Raw genomic sequence first — 13097 nt, 5'->3', positions numbered from 1 at the left:
AACCGCTCTTCATCAGCTGGCGGTGGTGAGGACTGCGTCGCCGCTGCCGGTTCTGCCGAAGATGCGCAGGGTTGGTTCGGTTTCTGGTCGCTGGTCGGCGACGTCCAGGTCGCTGCGCGCGGCACCGGTGGACGAGGTCAGGTCGACCTCGGCGCTCGCGCCCCGGTGGATCGACACCTGCAGCTCGCCGGACCCGGTGATCAGCTCGATCTGCCCGTCGACCGCGTCGGCGAGGGTGATGTCACCGCTGCCGGTGCGCACCAGCACGTCGTCGGAGACCTCGCCGAGCCAGATGGCACCGGACCCGTTGGCGACCGAGGACGGCGCCTCGATGGCGCCGACCTCGACGTCACCGCGCCCGGAACGCGCGTGCACGCCGCCGCGCATGGCGCCCAGCCGGAGGTGCCCGGAGCCGCTGCGCACGGTGGCCCGGTCGGTGGCCTCCTCGATCGAGACGGTGCCCGTCCCGGCCTGCACGTTGACCTTCCCGGCGGAACCGGACACGGCGACCTCGGCGGACCCGCTCTGCACGCCGACCTCGGAGCCCAGCGGCGCCGTGACCCGCACCGCGAGCGGAACTCCGCGCAGCGGTGCGTTCGACGGGGCCCGCACGACCAGCCGGCCGCCGGACATGTCGATGCGCGTCCGGCGCACGGCCTCGATGATCGGTTCGCGCGGCAGGTTGCCCAGGTCGAGCCCGCCGCGGGCGCCGGGCGTGCCGAACTGCTCGGTGACCCAGCTCAGCAGCCCGGACAGCCCGTTCTGCCAGTCCTGCGCACCCGAGCTCGGGTCGTGCCGGACCTCGACGTGGGTCATCGCCGTGTCGGTCAGCTCGACCACGACCGAGCCGCGGTTGTTGCCGATGTCGATGCGGATCGGAGCGGCGGAGTCGAAGTCCTGGCTGCGCAGCAGATCCGTCAGTTCTTCCTCGGCCTCGGACCACTCCTGGTCGAGGTCGGGTTCGTCGTTGTTGTCGGTCATCTCAACTCGCCCTTCCGCCATGTGACCGGATCAGCCCTGCACCCAGCCGCGAACGCGGGAGCCGCCGCCTTCGCCACCGGGCCAGCCGCCGAAGCCGGGCCCGTCCCACGGCCCGCCGCGACCACGCCCGTGGCCGTGTCCGCCGTGCCCGTGTCCGCCGTGCCCGCGACGCGGCCTGTCCCACGGGCCGCCGCGTCCGCCTCCGCGCAGCGCTCCCTGCACGGCCTGCGCGACGAAGGTGTTCAGCGACACGCCCTGGGCGGACGCGGCCTGCTCGGCCTGGGACTTGATCTCCTCCACCAGCCGCAGGGTGATGCGGCTGATGTCGCCGTTGTCACCGCTGGGCGGCGGAGGCGGCGGTGGTTCGGTCTCGTCCTCGGTGTGCGACGGGCTGCCGCCGCCGCTGACCACGACGCGGACGTCGCGGCCGTCCAGTCGGAGGTCCACGACCTGGCCGTCGAGGTTCGTCGTCACCTCGGCTGCCAGGTCGGACAGTGCGTTCATGATCGCCAGCCGTGCGGCCGGCTCGATCGCGCCGGACAGCACCGCCGCCGTCTGCCGCGTCTGGTCGTCGCCGGCGGCAGCGGCGGAGGTGAGGTCTTCGCGAAGCTGGTCGATGTACGGGTTCAAGTCCATGACACCACTATGGCGGCATCGGTGACGCCATGCAAACACCCGATGGTGTCAACTGGCGTCAGGCGATCTTGTCGGGCCGGCCGGTTAGGCTTTCGGGCAACACATGGGGAGTCGTGAGAAGCAGGAAAGGGGCACGCCCGTCGTGACCGAGATCGTGCGGCCGAAAGTGCAGCTGATCGGCAAGACCGAGTTCTTCCCGCCGGAAGACGTGGACTGGTCGACCGACGCCGACGGTGGGCAGGCGCTGGCCGAGTTCGCCGGTCGTGCGTGCTACCAGTCGTGGCGCAAGCCGAACCCGGCGACCGCCACCAACGCCGGATACCTCAAGCACATCCTGGAGGTGGGTCACCTGTCCGTGCTGGAGCACGGGACGGTGTCGTTCTACCTGACCGGGATGTCCCGCTCGTTGACCCACGAGCTGATCCGCCACCGGCACTTCTCCTACTCGCAGCTCTCGCAGCGCTACGTCCCCGAGCGGGACGCCGCGATGGTCGAGCCCGACGTCATTGCTGAGGACCCGGAGCTGCACGAGAAGTTCGTGCAGGCCGCCGAGGCGAGCGTGCAGGCCTACAGCGACCTGCTGGCGGCGCTGGAGGAGAAGTTCGCCGACGAGCCGAAGATGACGCTGCGCCGCAAGCAGGCCCGGCAGGCAGCCCGCTCGGTGCTGCCCAACGCCACGGAGACCCGCATCGTGGTCAGCGGCAACTACCGCGCCTGGCGGCACTTCATCGCGATGCGCGCCTCCGAGCACGCCGACGTGGAGATCCGCGGCCTGGCCGTGGAGTGCCTGAAGCAGCTGCAGAAGGCCGTCCCGAACGTCTTCAGCGACTTCGAGATCACCACGTTGAAGGACGGCACGGAGGTCGCCTCCAGCCCCTTCGTCACCGAGGGCTGACGGCCGGAATCGGCTCAGGTCTGTTGCGGAACGGCACCCGTGGGACACCGCGGGTGCCGTTTTCGTCTCGATCGCGGACACGTCCGACGCTCGGGAAGATCGGCGTTTAGAGTGGGCGCCATGGGTGTCGCCAGCGAAGAACGCCAGCTGTTGTGCGAGCTGTTCGAGCAAGTCGGCCCGGACGCGCCGACGCTGTGCGAGGGGTGGACGACCAGGGACCTCGCGGTGCACCTGGTCGTGCGCGAACGCCGTCCGGACGCGCTGGCGGGCCGGTTGATCAAGGCGCTGGCCGAGCGCGGTGAGCGCGCCGAGCAGGAGCTGCGCGAGCTGGCCTGGTCGGAGCTGGTCGACCAGGTGCGTCAGGGGCCGCCCAAGTGGAACCCGATGAGCATCGGCGGGGTCGACGAGACGGTCAACGCCGCCGAGTTCTTCGTGCACCACGAGGACGTGCGCCGCGCGCAGCCGAACTGGCAGCCGCGCCCGTCCGACGAGACCCGCGACGAGGCCCTGTGGAAGTCGCTGGGCCGGGTCGCGCGGATGTTCTACGGCCGCAGCCCGGTGGGCGTGGTGCTGCGCCGCACCGACGGCACCGAGATCCCGGCCAAGCGCGGCCCGCGCACGGTGCGCATCGTCGGCGAGCCCAGCGAGCTGCTCCTGCAGGCGTTCGGCCGGCGTGAAACCAAGGTCACCTACGAGGGCAACGAGGCCGACATCATGGCCATGCAGGACCTGCGCCGCTCATTCTGAAAAACTGCTCGTCAGAGCACCGCTGGACCGAAAGAAACACGGCCTTTCGCGCCCGTCGGAAACGCCTTTCCGGCGGGCTCGGTTCAGCTCGGTCCGGCTGTCTTCAGCGGGTCCCTGACCAGGTAGCGTCAGGACCATGACCGACTGCCCCACCGCCATTCCGGGCCGCCCGTTCGGCCGCGTCCTGACCGCCATGGTCACGCCGTTCGACGAAGACGGAAAGGTCGACCTCAAAGTGGCGCAGGAGCTCGCCGCTTACCTGGTCGACAACGTCGGCAACGACGGGTTGGTCGTCAACGGCACCACCGGTGAGAGCCCCACCACCACCGACCGGGAGAAGGAACAGCTCCTGCGCTCGGTGGTCGAGGCCGTGGGCGACCGGGCGACCGTCGTCGCCGGTGCCGGCACGAACAACACCGAGCACTCCGTGGAGCTGGCGCGCTCCGCCGAGAAGGCCGGTGCGCACGGCCTGCTGGTCGTGACCCCCTACTACTCCCGGCCGCCGCAGGAAGGCCTCTACCAGCACTTCTGGACCGTCGCCGACGCCACCGACCTGCCGGTGATGCTCTACGACATCCCGCCCCGCAGCGTGGTGCCGATCCAGGTCGACACCCTCAAGCGGCTGGCCGAGCACCCGCAGATCGTCGCGGTCAAGGACTCCAAGCACGACCTGTGGGCGGGCAGCGAGGCGATGAACGACGCGGGCCTGGCCTACTACTCCGGCGAGGACCCGCTGAACCTGCCGTGGCTGTCGGTGGGCGCGGTCGGCTTCGTCAGCGTGATCGGCCACGTGGTCGGCGACCGGCTCCGCAAGATGCTCGACGCCTACGAATCCGGTGATGTCGCAAGCGCTCTGGAAGTCCACAAGGGACTCCTCCCGGTCTACCGGTCGATGAACTTCGTCGGTGGCGTCATCTTCGCCAAGACCGCTCTGCGGCTGTGCGGCTACGAGACGGGGCAGCCGAGGCTGCCGCTCCCGGCCGCCACCGAGGAGCAGGTGCGGTTGATCACCAGTGACCTGTGGGATGCTGGTTTGGTATTGGTCAACCCGGACGCAGCACAGAGGTGACACAGCGTTGAGCGCACAGGCGACAGCCACCGAGTACCACCCGGTGACGCCGACTTCGTCGGCACCACCACGCCCGTTGGCCGAAGGTGGTCTCAGGGTCGTCGCGCTCGGTGGCATCGGCGAGGTCGGCCGGAACATGACGGTCTTCGAATACGAGGGCCGATTGCTGATCGTCGACTGCGGCGTGCTGTTCCCGGAGGACGATCAGCCCGGCGTGGACCTGATCCTGCCGGACTTCGGCGCGATCGAGGACCGGCTGGACGACATCGACGCCCTGGTCCTCACGCACGGCCACGAGGACCACATCGGCGCGGTGCCGTTCCTGCTGAGGCTGCGGCCGGACCTGCCGGTGGTCGGCTCGAAGTTCACGCTGGCGCTGCTGGCGGCCAAGTGCCGCGAGCACCGGCTGAACCCGCAGCTGATCGAGGTCGCCGAGGGCCAGCGCAGCGCGCACGGCTCCTTCGACCTGGAGTTCTTCGCGGTCAACCACTCGATCCCGGACGCGCTGGCGGTGGCCATCCGCACGCCCGCCGGAGTCGTGCTGCACACCGGTGACATCAAGCTGGACCAGTTGCCGCTGGACAACCGGCTGACCGACCTGGCGGGCTTCTCCCGGCTGGGCGACGAGGGCGTGGACCTGTTCCTGGTCGACTCCACCAACGCCGAGGTGCCGGGCTTCGTCACGCCGGAGCGCGAGATCGGCCCGGTCCTGGACCGGGTGATCGGCAAGGCGACGCAGCGGGTCATCGTGGCCTGCTTCGCCAGCCACGTGCACCGCGTGCAGCAGGTGCTGGAGGTCGCGCAGACGCACGGCCGCAAGGTCTGCTTCGTGGGCCGGTCGATGGTCCGCAACATGGGCATCGCCGCTGATCTGGGCATGCTGGACGTGCCGGAGGGCCTGCTCGTCGACCTGGACCAGGCGCTGGAGATGCCGGAGTCCGAGGTCGCGTTCGTCTCGACGGGGTCGCAGGGCGAGCCGCTGTCGGCGCTGTCGCGGATGGCGCGCGGCGAGCACCGGCAGATCGGCATCCGAGCCGGTGACACGGTCGTGCTGGCGAGCTCGCTGATCCCGGGCAACGAGACGGCCGTGTTCGGCGTGGTCAACGGCCTGGTCCGGCTGGGTGCCCAGGTGGTGCACCAGGGCCACGCGAAGGTCCACGTCTCCGGTCACGCTTCCGCCGGCGAGCTGCTGTACCTGTACAACGCGGTGCGCCCGAGCAACGTGATGCCGGTGCACGGCGAGTGGCGCCACCTGCGCGCGAACGCCGAGCTGGCCCGGTTGACGGGTGTTCCCGCTGATCGCGTGGTCATCGCCGAGGACGGCGTGGTGGTCGACATGGTGGACGGCATCGCGAGCATCGCGGGCCGCGTCGAGGTCGGTCACGTCTACGTCGACGGCCTGTCGGTGGGCGACGTCGGCGAGTCGACGCTGTCGGACCGGTTGGTGCTGGGCGAGGGCGGTTTCATCGCGATCACCGTCGCGGTGGACGCGACGAACGGGCGCGCGGTCTCGTCGCCGACGATCTCCGGCCGCGGTTTCTCGGACGACCCGAAGGCGCTGGACGAAGTCGTGCCGCTGGTGGAGATGGAGCTGGCGCGCACCGAGGCCGAGGGCATCACCGACACGCACCGCATCGCTCAGTCGGTGCGGCGGGTCGTGGGCCGCTGGGTGGCCGAGAAGTACCGCCGCCGCCCGATGATCGTGCCGAACGTGCTTCCGCTCAGTTCCTGATCTCGTAGCTTGAACGGGGTGGCTCGGAAATCCTTCCGGGCCACCCCGTTCGCACGTCCGCATCACCCCGGGTAACCGCCCGGGGCTGGATGAGCATCATGATCGGTGCTCGTTTCCGATAACCCATTACCCGGTCGTGCGGAAGTCCTCAGAGGAATGCCCGATTTCTTCGTGCACCCTGGGTGTTTTCGAACACCTCACGAGTGGAGTCCGTGGCACGTTGGCGTGACCCACCGAGCTGGGTGGCAAGTCCGCTGCCAGGGTGAATCCCGCCGGTTCGAGCTAGCTTCGTTCCGCTGGAAAACCACTCGCCAAGATTGGGGTCTGAAGGTGCGTACTTCCGCTCGACTTTTCGGCGCTGCCGCCGCTGCAACTGCACTCATGGCCATCGGGGGCCCGGCATTCGCTGACAGCTCGGACAACGACGGGGTCAACCTGCTCAACGACAACAACGTGAGCGCCGTGCCAGTTCAGCTGTGCGGCAACAACGCCGCGGTCCTCGGGGTGACGGCTCCGATCGCGTCCCCGCAGGACAGCGCCTGCGTCAACGCGCCGATCACCGAAGGCTGAGCCGACTCGGCACGTCGAAGAGGGGCTGATCTCCTGGGAGAGGTCAGCCCCTCTTCACGTCTCAGACGCGGGCGGCGGGGCGGGTGAGGAGCCGGATCATCTCGTTGATCGTCCCGACGAGCTTCCGCGAGTCGGCCGGTGCCAGCGTGTACCACTCGCGGCCGTCGCGACCCGGCTTGCGCTGGGCCAGGTAGCAACCGGCTTCGGTGGCGAAGAACTGCAGGTTGAACGGCAGCGAACGGGTCCGCCGGACCTTCTGGTCGTAGGCGCGCACGGTGATCAGCCCTTCCAGGCTGCGCTTCGCGGTGAAGGCGTTCATCAGCGTTTTCGCCTGCGCACCGCGGACTCCGGCGTAGCCCAGCGCCGAGGACAGGGTCCGCGCGGAGCCGCCCATCCGCGTGGTCACCTGCTCCAGGTGCGCGTAGGGGATCGACACCGACGCGTCCTCGGCGGCGGTGACCTTGCCGAGCAGGTTGATGGCGTTGCCCGCCGGACCACCGTGCTCGTGCCGCTTGATGCGGATGTCCCGCAGGTCGTCGGGGGTTTCGCCGTCGGCCTGGTACGCCTGGACGGTGCTGCGGCCGTACTCGACGAGCACGGCGTTGAAGTCCTCGCCCTCGCGCGCGTGGACCGCGACCCCGATCGCCAGCGGCGGCCGGGCCAGCAGGTGGACGGCCTCCTCGACGAACGGGTGCAGCTCGTCGCCGTCGAACAGGCTCTGCTGGATGAGCTGGCGCCGACCGAGTTCGGCCGCCTCGCGGCGGTCCTCCTCGGTGGCGTCCAGCGGCAACCAACCGACCCGCAGCAGCGGGTGCAGCTGCAGGTCGAACCGGGTGCAGAGGTAGTTCGCGGCGGCGGGAGGCAGGCTCAGTTCACGCCTGGCCACGAATCACCGGCCTTGGTCGGCGTCACCGAAGACGGGTGGTGCGGTGCGCTGCATGTCGTTGGTGAACACGTCGTCCTGCTCGACGAGCCAGCCGGGACGCTGGTGCTCCTGCTCGTCGGACTCGCCCTGCTTGCCGCGCCCGGCACCGGCACCCGCCCCGGGTGCACCGGCCTGGCCACCACGACCAGCGGCACCACCGGCGGCGTTCGCGCCACCGGCACCACCGAGACCGCCCATCCCGGCCCGGCCACCGGCACCGCGACCCGCGGGCGCACCTGCGCCTTCGGCACCGCGACGACCACCGGGGCCGCCGTTGGGGGAGGGGACCCAGCGCCCGTTGTAGGGGTTCTGCCGCTCCCACGCGCCGGTCTGCGGGTTCTGCCGGAACAGCGTCCCGTCGGGACCGCGCACGACACCCGGCGGAAGCCCGGGAGCCGCCGGGGTCGGAGTCGCCCAGGACGGGTTCGACGCGGCCGGCGCGGACGGGGCGTGCACCGCGGGCGGGGAGCTCGGAGCCGACGCCCAAGCAGACGACGTGCCCGACGGTGCGGAGTAGGCGCCACCCGAGTACGAAGAACCGCTGTCACCAGCGGAATACGTGCCCGAGGTCGGGTAGGACGACACCGGCGGAGCCGCGGGCGGCGGCTGGTCGGCGGGCTGGAACTCCGGCAGCCGCGCGATCACGCCCTCGGTCTGCTGGCTGTAGCGCTCCATGACCTGGTTGGCCTGCTGGTTGGTGTCCACGTAGGCCTGCTGCCGGTCCTCGTAGTCCGACATCCACCCGGTCACCGGGTTCGAGTCGAGACCCCAGTCCTCGACCCACCCCTTCTGCGGCGGGTCGAGCAGAGCGCCCTGCCCGCTCGGCAACGGGTCGTCCTTGACCGGCAGAGCCTGAAAAGCCTCACGCTGGTAGGTGTTCTGCTCCTCCAGAGCGGCCTTGACCCCGCGCGAGGTGGTCGCAGCGTTTTCAGCTAGCGGCTTGATCTCAGAGATCGAAGCATTCGCGGCGTCGGCGGCCGCACCCGTGTGTGCGGCTTCGGCGGAGCGCAGAGCGGCCTCGACGTCGAGAGCCATCTGATCGAAGGCCTTCGCGACGTCCTCCCACGCCTTCACACCCTTGTCCGAGGGCGCGGGGAGGCTGACCGCCTCAGGAGAACCGCCCATCTGCTTGCGGTACTCCTTGGCGCTACTCGCGTAGCACATGTCCAGCATTGTTGTTGTCCCCAGTACTCGTTACTTGGCTGCGGGCCAGGTCGGAACGGAGCTCTCCAGCGCCTTCTGAGAGAGGGCACAGGGATCGGTGATGTTGGTCTGCGTGGCGAACGAGTGGACCACTTGCCCATCCGCTGCGCCCAGGAAGATCGAGCACGCGCCGTCCTTCGCCGGGTCGCCCTCGTTAGCGCGAACAGCCGGGTGATCGGCCAGCGTCAATTCCTGGAAGTCCGGGTACTGCGACTTGCTGTCGTAGTAGGTCTTGATCGACCGATCGGTGAGGACGCTGAGCCTGACCGAGTCCTTGCCATCCGGCGAACGCCACACGCATGCCTCAGCCGAGTCACCGATTTTCGGGCCGTCATCCATCTGGCCCGCCGGGGCGACACCCAGCGACGTCGCTACCTCAGGGGGGAGCAAGCTGCACAGATCAGCTGAGGACACGTCCTTCGGATTGCTGATCTGGGGTCCTGCGGGCTGGGGTTGCTGAGGTGCGGGGCTCTCAGCCCCGGTTCCGGAGCACGCCGCCAAAAGAGCGGTCAGCACGGTACCGGCAGCTACGGCGCCGCCACGCTTGAGCAAGCTCATCTTCGCTTTCACGTCCCGATCATGCCTCTTGGTGGAGCCGGTTCACGTTGGCCGCAGCAGCATCGTCATTTCGCTGGTACTCGTCGAGAACCGCCTGGTAGGCGCTGATCTTCTCATCCAACTTCGTGCGGAGTTGCTGCGCGATCATCGACAGGGAACCGCTCTCGGCGGTCGCACGGTCCTGAATGGCCTTGCGCGCTTGGCCGGTGTAGGTGTCGTCTGCGGTCAGCTCGCCGGGCTTAACTTCTCGCGCCTGGGCGAGCAAGCTGTCCACATCGTTCTTGATCCTCGTGAGCTGCGAGATCGCACCTTGCAGACCCTCTGGATCGACTACGAACCCGGCCACGGCGGTGTTCCCCCTACTTCGAATGACACGTCCGGCTTGGGTCCATCTTCGGCGATCACCTGCGGTGATCACAGCGTTTTGGACCGGCGCACATTATGAACGCGATCACCCTACTGAGTGAGCCGATTCGGGGTCCGCATCACCTGGATGTCGCAATCCACTAGCGGAGCTTCGCCTCTGATCTGGGCGTTCGCGTCAGGAGTGGGGTTGCCCGCGGGTGAGGACGTGCGGAGGGCGCCTCGGTCGTCGAGGCGCCCTGCGCAGTGGTGGTCTTCAGCTCTTGGGGGTCCTGAGGTGGGTTAAGAAGGTGGACCAGGTGGCGTTGTCGAAGACCAGGGTTCCGCCGTCTCGATCCTTGGTATCCCGGACGCCGATGGCGGTGCTGGTGATCGCGACTTCGACGCAGGCGTCCTGCGTCGCGCTGTAGCTGCTCTTGAACCACGTCGCGTCCGAGAGGACACGTCCTTCGATCATGGTGCGACCTCGCGTCTACTCCGAGTACTCGTTGCGCACCGATCGTATGGCTTTCAGCGAATTCTTCGGAGACAGTGAAGCTGCTTGAATCCGGTCCCACAGCCTCGCGTAGGTCGATACGGCGTCCTTGGCATCCAGATACCGGGCGTCGTCAAGGCACTCGACGTAGACGAATTCCAGCGGAGCAGCGATCCCGTTCGAGGGGATGCGGAGCATGGTGAAGTCGAACGTGATGGCGCCACCTGGCGCTTCCACGTCGAAGGGCAGCACCTGGACGTTCACGTTCTGCTGCAGGGCCATCTCGGCGAGGTGGTCGAGCTGGTCGCGCATGACCTCGGGGGTTCCGACCCTGCGGCGCAGGCACGATTCCGACAGCACGAACGAGGCGGTCGGCGGCTCGTCCCGCGTCAGGATCGCCTGCCGTTCCTGCCGCGCGGCCACGTTGGCGTCGATGTCCTCGCTCTCGCGCCTGGCCGAGGAGGTGTCCATCGCCCTGATGTACCCCTCGGTCTGCAGAATCCCGGGCACGATCTCGCCCTTGACCTGGCGGATCTCCTCGGCGTCGGTTTCGAGGTCGACGTACATGCGGAACCACTCGGGGAAGACCGCGCGGTAATCGCCCCAGCGGCCTCGGCTGCTGCGGGTCTTGGCGAGCTCGAACATCCACTGCATCTCGTCGGGGTCGACCTCGTAGAACTCCAGCAGGAGTTTGAGGTCTCCCTTGGAGATGCCGCCCTGGCCCAGCTCCAACCGGCTGATCTTGCCGATTCCGGCGTCCAGTGCGTCGGCGGCTTCGGCCTGCTCCCGGCCGGCTTTGATGCGCACGTGGCGCATTTCGTTGCCGAGCTGAAGTCGCCGCACGGTGGGTGTCGCCATCGATCGCCTCCGAATCCGATCTTGTTCACTCGCCAGTGTTCCGGATTCGAGTTCGCGGGAACATCACTCGATTCGGCAATTCCATAATCCGCGATCGCAGATTTAAGTTGATCAGCACAGTCGATCTGACAGAGCGGAGTGCGCCGATGAACTTCGAGCCAGCGCGGCATTACTGGCTGCCGACCCCGAATCCGGATTCCGGCGCCTTCGCGCGTCACGCGTTCCGGGGACGTCGTTGGGAACGCCAGTCCGCCGACACGACCGTCTGCGGTGTCGAAGTCGCGATGGCCACTCCCACCGACCTCGACTGGGTCACGGCCCCCACCTGCGCGGACTGCAACCGAACTCTCATATCGGAGCTCAACGGCCACACCTGAAGCCCGTTTCGACGCCCACTTCCCCCGACAGGCGTCGAAACCGCGAAGGTCGGCCGACACGCCCCCTCCCTGCGTGTCGGCCGACCGCCCCGATTCTGATTCGGTCAGTTCTCCAGGATCTGCTTCCGGATCTCGGGTTTGAGGATCTTGCCGATCTTCGACCGCGGGAGGTCGGGCCAGATCTCCAGCTGCTTGGGCGCTTTCACGCTCCCCAGCCGCTCCTTGACGAACGCCGCGAGCTCGTGGGGCTCGGCCTTCCCGCCGGGCCGAAGCTGCACTACCGCCGTGACCCGCTCGCCCCACTTCTCGTCCGGCAGACCGAGCACGGCGCAGTCCTGCACGGCGCCGTGCTCGCGCAGGGCCTGCTCCACCTCGGCGGAGTAGACGTTGAACCCGCCGGTGATGATCATGTCCTTGGCGCGGTCGACGATGAACAGGAAGTTCTCGGCGTCGAGGTAGCCGATGTCGCCGGTGTGGTGCCAGCCGTGCGCGCTGACCTCCTCGGTGGCGGACGGGTTCTCGTGGTAGCCGGCCATGACCAGCGGGCCGCGCACCACGATCTCGCCGCGCTCGCCCCTGGGCAGCAGCGCACCGGACTCGTCCATGACCGCCACCTGCGTCAGCGGGCTCGGCCTTCCCGCGGACGAAAGCCGTTCCACCGCCACCGAACCGTCCGCGCGGAAGTGATCCGCCGGGGCCATCGTGGCGATCATGTTTGGGGCCTCGGTCTGCCCGAAGAGCTGGCCGAGCACCGGGCCGATCCGCTCCAGCGCCTCCTGCAACCGGGTCGGCGACATCGGTGCGGCGCCGTACCAGAGGCAGCGCAGCGAACTCAGGTCCGTCGCATCGAGGTCGGGGTGGTCGAGCAGCCCGTAGATCACCGTCGGCGGCAGGAACGCGTGCGTGATGCGGTGCTGTTCGATCAGCCGCAGGAACTCGCCCAGATCCGGCTCCGGCATGATGACGATCTCGCCGCCCAGCGACAGGATCGGCCAGGTCAGCACGCCTGCCGAGTGGGTGAGCGGCGCCAGCGCCAGGTACCTCGGGCGGTCGCCGAACGGGTAGCTCATCAGCGTCAGCGCGGTCGCCGTGGCCATGTTGGTCCCGGTCAGCCGCACGCCCTTCGGTTCGCCCGTCGTGCCACCGGTTCCGGCGAGCATGCACAGCTCGTCACCTGCGACCGCCGGGGTCTGGCGGCCGGGTTCGCCGAGCTCGATCCAGTCGGAGAAGGTCAGCGCGCCGTCGACCTCCCCGTCCAGGCAGACCAGGGTGAGCAGTTCCGGCAGCTCGTGGCGGATGCGCTGCACCAGCGGAGCGAACCGCTCCTGGAACAGCAGGCAGCGGCAGCCGAACATCGACAGCAGCTGCCGGTTCTCCGCCGCCTCGTTGCGCGGGTTCACCGGGCACCACACCGCGCCCGCGCGGGAGATCCCGAAAACGCTGGTCAGGGCGAGCGGATCGTTGCCCGACAACACCGCGACGCGGTCTCCGGGCCGGATCCCCGAGGCCATCAGAGCCCTGGCCATCCGCCAGGACGCTTCCTGCACCTCGGCGTAGGTCAGCGATTCCCCGTTCGTGGTCAGGCAGGGCCGGTCGTCTCCGAGCGACGCCCCTTTGTCCAGGTATTCGGCCAGCTGCACGGCTACCTCGCTGGGTCGGGCGTGCCGGTCGGCGGGCGGCGGCGTCCGGCACCGCGGGTCACTGGTGG

Annotated in this window: 15 protein-coding genes; 6 read left to right on the top strand and 9 right to left on the bottom strand. The window is 68.7% G+C overall.

Annotated features, from left to right (window positions below):
* Nucleotides 1-12: 12 nt before the first annotated feature.
* Together KBO27_RS24610 and KBO27_RS24605 are read right to left on the bottom strand one after the other, a co-directional pair.
* Nucleotides 13-981, bottom strand: a complete 969-nt coding sequence (locus KBO27_RS24610; RefSeq protein ID WP_210972266.1) for a DUF4097 family beta strand repeat-containing protein — start codon at nt 979-981, stop codon at nt 13-15.
* 30 nt (nt 982-1011) lie between these two features.
* Complete coding sequence (locus KBO27_RS24605) at nt 1012-1617, bottom strand: toxin-antitoxin system HicB family antitoxin (protein WP_210972265.1); 606 nt, start codon at nt 1615-1617, stop codon at nt 1012-1014.
* Between the two features lie 142 nt (nt 1618-1759).
* On the opposite strand from KBO27_RS24605, the gene thyX reads away from it, so the two are divergent.
* The 5 genes from thyX to KBO27_RS24580 all read left to right on the top strand — a co-directional run bounded on the left by thyX (nt 1760) and on the right by KBO27_RS24580 (nt 6630).
* Nucleotides 1760-2512 (top strand): FAD-dependent thymidylate synthase, encoded by a 753-nt coding sequence (thyX, locus tag KBO27_RS24600; protein ID WP_132674783.1) that lies wholly within the window; start codon nt 1760-1762, stop codon nt 2510-2512.
* 120 nt (nt 2513-2632) lie between these two features.
* Nucleotides 2633-3259 carry a TIGR03085 family metal-binding protein gene (locus KBO27_RS24595; RefSeq protein ID WP_210972264.1) on the top strand — a complete coding sequence of 209 codons (627 nt, stop codon included), beginning with the start codon at nt 2633-2635 and terminating at the stop codon, nt 3257-3259.
* Nucleotides 3260-3395: 136 nt separating this feature from the next.
* Nucleotides 3396-4328 (top strand): 4-hydroxy-tetrahydrodipicolinate synthase, encoded by a 933-nt coding sequence (gene dapA / locus KBO27_RS24590; RefSeq protein WP_210972263.1) that lies wholly within the window; start codon nt 3396-3398, stop codon nt 4326-4328.
* Nucleotides 4329-4371: 43 nt separating this feature from the next.
* Nucleotides 4372-6060, top strand: coding sequence for a ribonuclease J (locus tag KBO27_RS24585; RefSeq protein ID WP_210972444.1), 1689 nt, complete (start codon nt 4372-4374; stop codon nt 6058-6060).
* Between the two features lie 381 nt (nt 6061-6441).
* Nucleotides 6442-6630, top strand: a complete 189-nt coding sequence (locus KBO27_RS24580) for a hypothetical protein (RefSeq protein ID WP_246537957.1) — start codon at nt 6442-6444, stop codon at nt 6628-6630.
* Between the two features lie 61 nt (nt 6631-6691).
* Here KBO27_RS24580 and KBO27_RS24575 read toward each other — a convergent pair whose 3' ends face one another.
* From KBO27_RS24575 to KBO27_RS24550, 6 genes are all read right to left on the bottom strand, one after another.
* On the bottom strand, nt 6692-7516 hold the full coding sequence (locus KBO27_RS24575; protein WP_210972261.1) for an ESX secretion-associated protein EspG: 825 nt from the start codon (nt 7514-7516) through the stop codon (nt 6692-6694).
* A gap of 3 nt (nt 7517-7519) precedes the next feature.
* Nucleotides 7520-8719 carry a hypothetical protein gene (locus tag KBO27_RS24570; RefSeq protein WP_210972260.1) on the bottom strand — a complete coding sequence of 400 codons (1200 nt, stop codon included), beginning with the start codon at nt 8717-8719 and terminating at the stop codon, nt 7520-7522.
* Between the two features lie 30 nt (nt 8720-8749).
* Nucleotides 8750-9328, bottom strand: a complete 579-nt coding sequence (locus tag KBO27_RS24565; protein ID WP_210972259.1) for a DUF3558 family protein — start codon at nt 9326-9328, stop codon at nt 8750-8752.
* Between the two features lie 7 nt (nt 9329-9335).
* Nucleotides 9336-9662, bottom strand: a complete 327-nt coding sequence (locus tag KBO27_RS24560) for a hypothetical protein (protein WP_210972258.1) — start codon at nt 9660-9662, stop codon at nt 9336-9338.
* A 273-nt stretch (nt 9663-9935) separates the two neighbouring features.
* Complete coding sequence (locus KBO27_RS24555) at nt 9936-10136, bottom strand: DUF397 domain-containing protein (protein ID WP_210972257.1); 201 nt, start codon at nt 10134-10136, stop codon at nt 9936-9938.
* Between the two features lie 15 nt (nt 10137-10151).
* Complete coding sequence (locus tag KBO27_RS24550; RefSeq protein ID WP_210972256.1) at nt 10152-11012, bottom strand: helix-turn-helix domain-containing protein; 861 nt, start codon at nt 11010-11012, stop codon at nt 10152-10154.
* A gap of 146 nt (nt 11013-11158) precedes the next feature.
* Here KBO27_RS24550 and KBO27_RS24545 point away from each other — a divergent pair, with 146 nt between their 5' ends.
* Nucleotides 11159-11389 (top strand): hypothetical protein, encoded by a 231-nt coding sequence (locus KBO27_RS24545; RefSeq protein ID WP_246537956.1) that lies wholly within the window; start codon nt 11159-11161, stop codon nt 11387-11389.
* 104 nt (nt 11390-11493) lie between these two features.
* Here KBO27_RS24545 and KBO27_RS24540 read toward each other — a convergent pair whose 3' ends face one another.
* Nucleotides 11494-13029: an acyl-CoA synthetase gene (locus tag KBO27_RS24540; protein ID WP_210972442.1), complete on the bottom strand. Its 1536-nt coding sequence runs from the start codon at nt 13027-13029 to the stop codon at nt 11494-11496.
* Nucleotides 13030-13097: the final 68 nt, after the last annotated feature.

The sequence above is a fragment of the Saccharopolyspora endophytica genome, assembly GCF_018070075.1.
GTDB lineage: Bacteria > Actinomycetota > Actinomycetes > Mycobacteriales > Pseudonocardiaceae > Saccharopolyspora > Saccharopolyspora endophytica.
Note: the sequence above shows the minus strand (reverse complement) of the source record. Positions and strands in the feature narration are given on the sequence as shown.